The organism is Streptomyces sp. NPDC057474, assembly GCF_042802555.1.
Classification (GTDB): Bacteria; Actinomycetota; Actinomycetes; order Streptomycetales; family Streptomycetaceae; genus Streptomyces.
Map to the genome: position 1 here is coordinate 1 of NZ_JBHVDX010000413.1, position 4,291 is coordinate 4,291.

The window sequence follows — 4,291 nt, forward strand, 5'->3', positions numbered from 1 at the left end:
ACGGCCGCTGCTGGAGGGCCACCCGGACGCGGGCATCGCCGCCGTCAACGGGCCGCGCTCCGTGGTGATCTCCGGCACCGAGGCCGCCGTCGCCGAGATCTGCGACCACTTCGCGGCATCCGGCAGGCGCGTCACCCGGCTGCGGGTCAGCCACGCCTTCCACTCACCGCTGATGGACCCGGTGCTCGACGACTTCCGAACCGTCGCCACCAAAATCTCCTACGCCGAGCCACGTTTGCCCGTCGTCTCCGCCCTGACCGGCGAGCCCGCGACGCCCGGCCTGCTCACCGACCCCGAGTACTGGGTCCGGCACGTGCGCGAACCGGTCCGCTTCCACGACTGCGTGACGCGGCTCCACGGTCTCGGAGCCCGCCGGTTCCTGGAAACCGGACCCGACGGCCCCCTCAGCACGCTCGCCGAGACGGCCCTCGCCGGGACAGCGCCGGACACCGCGGACGAGGCGCTGTTCGTCGCCGCCGTCCTGCGCGACAAGCCCGAGGCGGAGCGCCTGCTCATGGCCGTCGGCGCGCTCTTCGCGCACGGCGCCGAACCCGACTGGGCCGCGCTGCTGCCCGGCGCCCGCACCGTGCCGCTGCCCACCTACGCCTTCCAGCGACAGAGGTTCTGGCTGCCGACCGTGACCCCCGCGGGCGGCCCCGCCGGCGCCGGCCTGCGCACCGCGGACCACCCGTTCCTCGGCGCCGAGGTCACCCGCGCGGGCTCCGACGACCTGCTGTTCACCGGGCGTCTGTCCCTGCGCAGCCATCCCTGGCTCGCCGACCACACCGTCCTCGGCCAGGTCATCCTGCCCGCCACCGGCTACCTCGACCTCGCCGTGCACGTCGGCGACCGCGCCGACTGCGGCCACCTGAGCGAACTCACCCTGCTCAGCCCGCTCGTCGTCCCCGCCGAGGGCACCGTCGACCTGCAGGTCACCGTCGACGCCGCCGACGAGACCGGGCAGCGCGCCTTCGCCGTGTGGTCCGCGCCCGCCGGGAACGACGGCGACTGGCAGCGGCACGCCCAGGGCACCCTGGCCCCACGTTCCCCGTCCGCCCCCGCCGACGACCTGGCCGCCTGGCCGCCGCCCGGCGCCGAGGCCGTCCCCGCCCAGGACCCCTACGCGGCGTTCGCCGCCGCCGGGTTCGCGTACGGGCCCAGCTTCCAAGGCCTCGGCACCGTCTGGGAGCGCGGCGAGGAGGTGTACGCCGAGGCCACGCTGCCCGAGCCGTACCGAAAGGACGCCACGAGGCACGCGCTGCACCCGGCCCTGCTCGATGCCGCCGTCCAGGCGCTCCTGGTCCGTCGCCCCGGCTGGCAGGGCGACGACGAGGCGACGGCGCCCATGCTGCCGTTCGCCTGGACCGGACTGACCCTGCATGCCACCGGTGCGACCGCGCTGCGGGTGCGGCTCACCCCGGCGGGCCACGACCACGGCTACCGGGTTCTCGTCACCGACACCACCGGGCAGCCCGTCGCCACCGCCGACGCGATCACCCTGCGCACCGTGTCCGCCGCGGCCGGCACCGGGGCAGGCCGGCCCGAACTGCTGCGCCTGGACTGGCAGGAAACCCTCCCGGCCCCCGAGCCGCCGCGCCCGCAGACGATGCGCTGGATCGTGCTCGGCACCGGCGACGACCGGGCGGCCGCCGCACTCGACGCGGCCGGTGTCCACCTGGAGACCTACGCCGATCTGGAAGCCCTCGGCAAGGCCGTCGACACCGGCATGACCATGCCTGACGTGGTCATCGTGGCTCCCGCGCCGCACCGCACGGGCGGCCCCGGCATGCCCGAGACGGTCCGCGGCCACCTGGCCCGCGCCCACGAGCTGATGTGCGGCTGGCTGGCCGACGACCGGTTCACCGACTCACGGCTGGTGTTCGTCACCCGGAGCGTGGTGACCGCGGGCCGTGACACCGGGACCCCGGACGTCGCGGGCGCCGCCCTGTGGGGCATGGTCCGCTCCGGCCAGGCCGAACATCCGGGCCGCTTCCAGCTGGTGGACCTGCCCGGTGACGCCGAGGACGCCGACGGTACGGCCCTGTTCGCCGCCGTCGCCCGCAAACGCCCGCACAGCGCGGTCCGCGACGGCCGTGTCCTGCACCCCGACGCCGCCCCCGCCGCCACCGGCGCGGGCACCCCGGACCTCGCCGCGGGTACGGTGCTCGTCACCGGCGCCACCGGCACTCTCGGCCGGGCCGTCGCACGCCACCTCGTCACCCGGCACGGCGTACGGTCCCTGCTGCTGGTGTCGCGGCGCGGTCCCGGTGCCGACGGCGCCGACACCCTCGTCGCCGAACTCACCGCACTGGGCGCCCAGGTGTCCCTGGAGGCCTGCGACGTCGCCGAACGTGCCGACGTGGAGCGCCTGGTGACACGGCTGCCCGCCGGCGCACGGCTGACCGGCGTCGTCCACGCGGCCGGGGTCGCCGACGACGCCGTCCTCACCGCTCTCGACGGCGCCCGCTTCGAAACCGTGCTGCGGCCCAAGGCCGACGGGGCCTGGCACCTGCACGATCTCACCGCCCGCCTCGACCCGGCCGCGTTCGTGCTGTTCTCCTCCGCCGCGGGCACCTTCGGCGCCCCCGGCCAGTCCAACTACGCCGCCGCCAACGCCTTCCTCGACGGTCTCGCCGCGCTCAGGCACTCCCTCGGCCTGCCGGCCACGTCGGTCGCCTGGGGCCTGTGGGACGACGACAGCGGCATCACCGCCCGCCTGTCCCACGCCGACCGGAGCCGTCTGGCCCGCGGCGGTCTGCGCCCCCTGGCCACCGAGGACGCCCTCGACCTCCTCGACGAGGCCCTGTGCGCCACCGAACCGGCGGTGATCGCCGTCGCCACCGGCTCCGGCCGGGCCGGAGTGCGGGCGCTGCTGCGGCCGGCCGCCCCGGCAGCGGCCCGCCGGACCGTGGCCGGCCCCTCGGGACCGGCCGCCGCGCCGCTCCTCGCCGGACGCGGCCCCGAGGAGGGCCGCGCCCTGCTGCTCGGCATGGTGCGCGACCTCGCCGCCACCGTCCTCGGACACGCCACCGCCGACGAGGTGGAGGCCGACCGGCTCTTCACCGAGCAGGGCTTCGACTCCCTCACCGTCGTCGAACTGCGCAACCACCTCGCCACCGCGACCGGTCTGAAGCTGGCCCCGACCCTGCTGTTCGACCACGCCAGCCCCGAGGCCCTCGCCACCCACCTGCACCGGAGGCTGGGCGAGCAGCCGTACGAGGACGCGGGCACGGCCCGGACGGCAACCGCCGGGCCCGAGGCACGGGCCGAGGACACCCTCGGCGGCCTGTTCAAGAAGGCATGCCTGGACGGCCGCGTCGACGACGGCTTCACCCTGCTCCACGCCGCGGCGGGACTGCGGCCCACCTTCACCTCACCGGAGGAACTCGACACCCTCCCCGGCGCGATCCGCCTCGCCACCGGTGACACCACCGCACCGCTGGTCTGCTTCAGCTCCTACGTCGCCCTCGCCGGAGTCCACCAGTACGCCCGGTTCGCCTCCGGCTTCCGCGGCCGACGCGACGTGTGGGCACTGCCCACGCAGGGCTTCGGCACCGGGGAGGCGCTGCCCGCCACCTTCGACGCCGTCGCCGACCTGCACGCGGACGCCGTGCGCCGCACCGTCGGCGACGCCCCGGCGGTCCTGCTCGGCTCGTCCTCCGGCGGCATTCTCGCCCTCTCCGCCGCCCGGCGGATGCAGGAGCGCGGGTCCGCGCCGGCCGCCGTCGTCCTGCTGGACACGTACATGCCGCGCGCGGACTCCCCGTTCCTGCGCTTCTCCCAGCAGATGCTGGGCGGCATGTTCGAACGGGAGTCGATGTTCGCCCACATGGACTCCGACCGGCTCACCGCCATGAGCTGGTACGTGTCGATGATCGGTGAGTGGGAGCCGGGCCCTCTGGACTGCCCCGTCCTGCTGGTGCGTTCCAGTGAACCCCCGGTGCCCGCGGAACCCGGAACGCGGATGCGGCCCGAGGAGTGGCAGACGTCCTGGCACCGGGCCCACACCGTCCTCGACGTCCCCGGCAACCACTTCACCATGATGGAGACCTACGCCCGCTCCACCGCCGAAGCCACCGACGACTGGCTCACCGACCGCGGCGTCTGACCTGCGCCCGCCCCACGCCAAGGGCCCGCCTCCTCCTGACAGAGGGCGGGCCCTTGGTTCTGCGTGTGGTTCTGCGTGGGCACGCCAGGCCGGCCGCACATGGTCAAGACGGTTCACCCGGTGTCCGCCACGAGCCCGAACACGACAACGGGCGGGTACGGCACCGATCGGTGCCGTACCCGC

The 4,291-nt window shown here is 75.3% G+C and carries 1 protein-coding gene; it reads left to right on the top strand.

Going from position 1 to position 4,291, the window contains the following annotated elements:
- On the top strand, positions 1-4,108 hold a 4,108-nt coding region (locus tag ACFU53_RS46935), incomplete at its 5' end, for an SDR family NAD(P)-dependent oxidoreductase (RefSeq protein WP_384006465.1).
- Between the last annotated feature and the right edge of the window lie 183 nt (positions 4,109-4,291).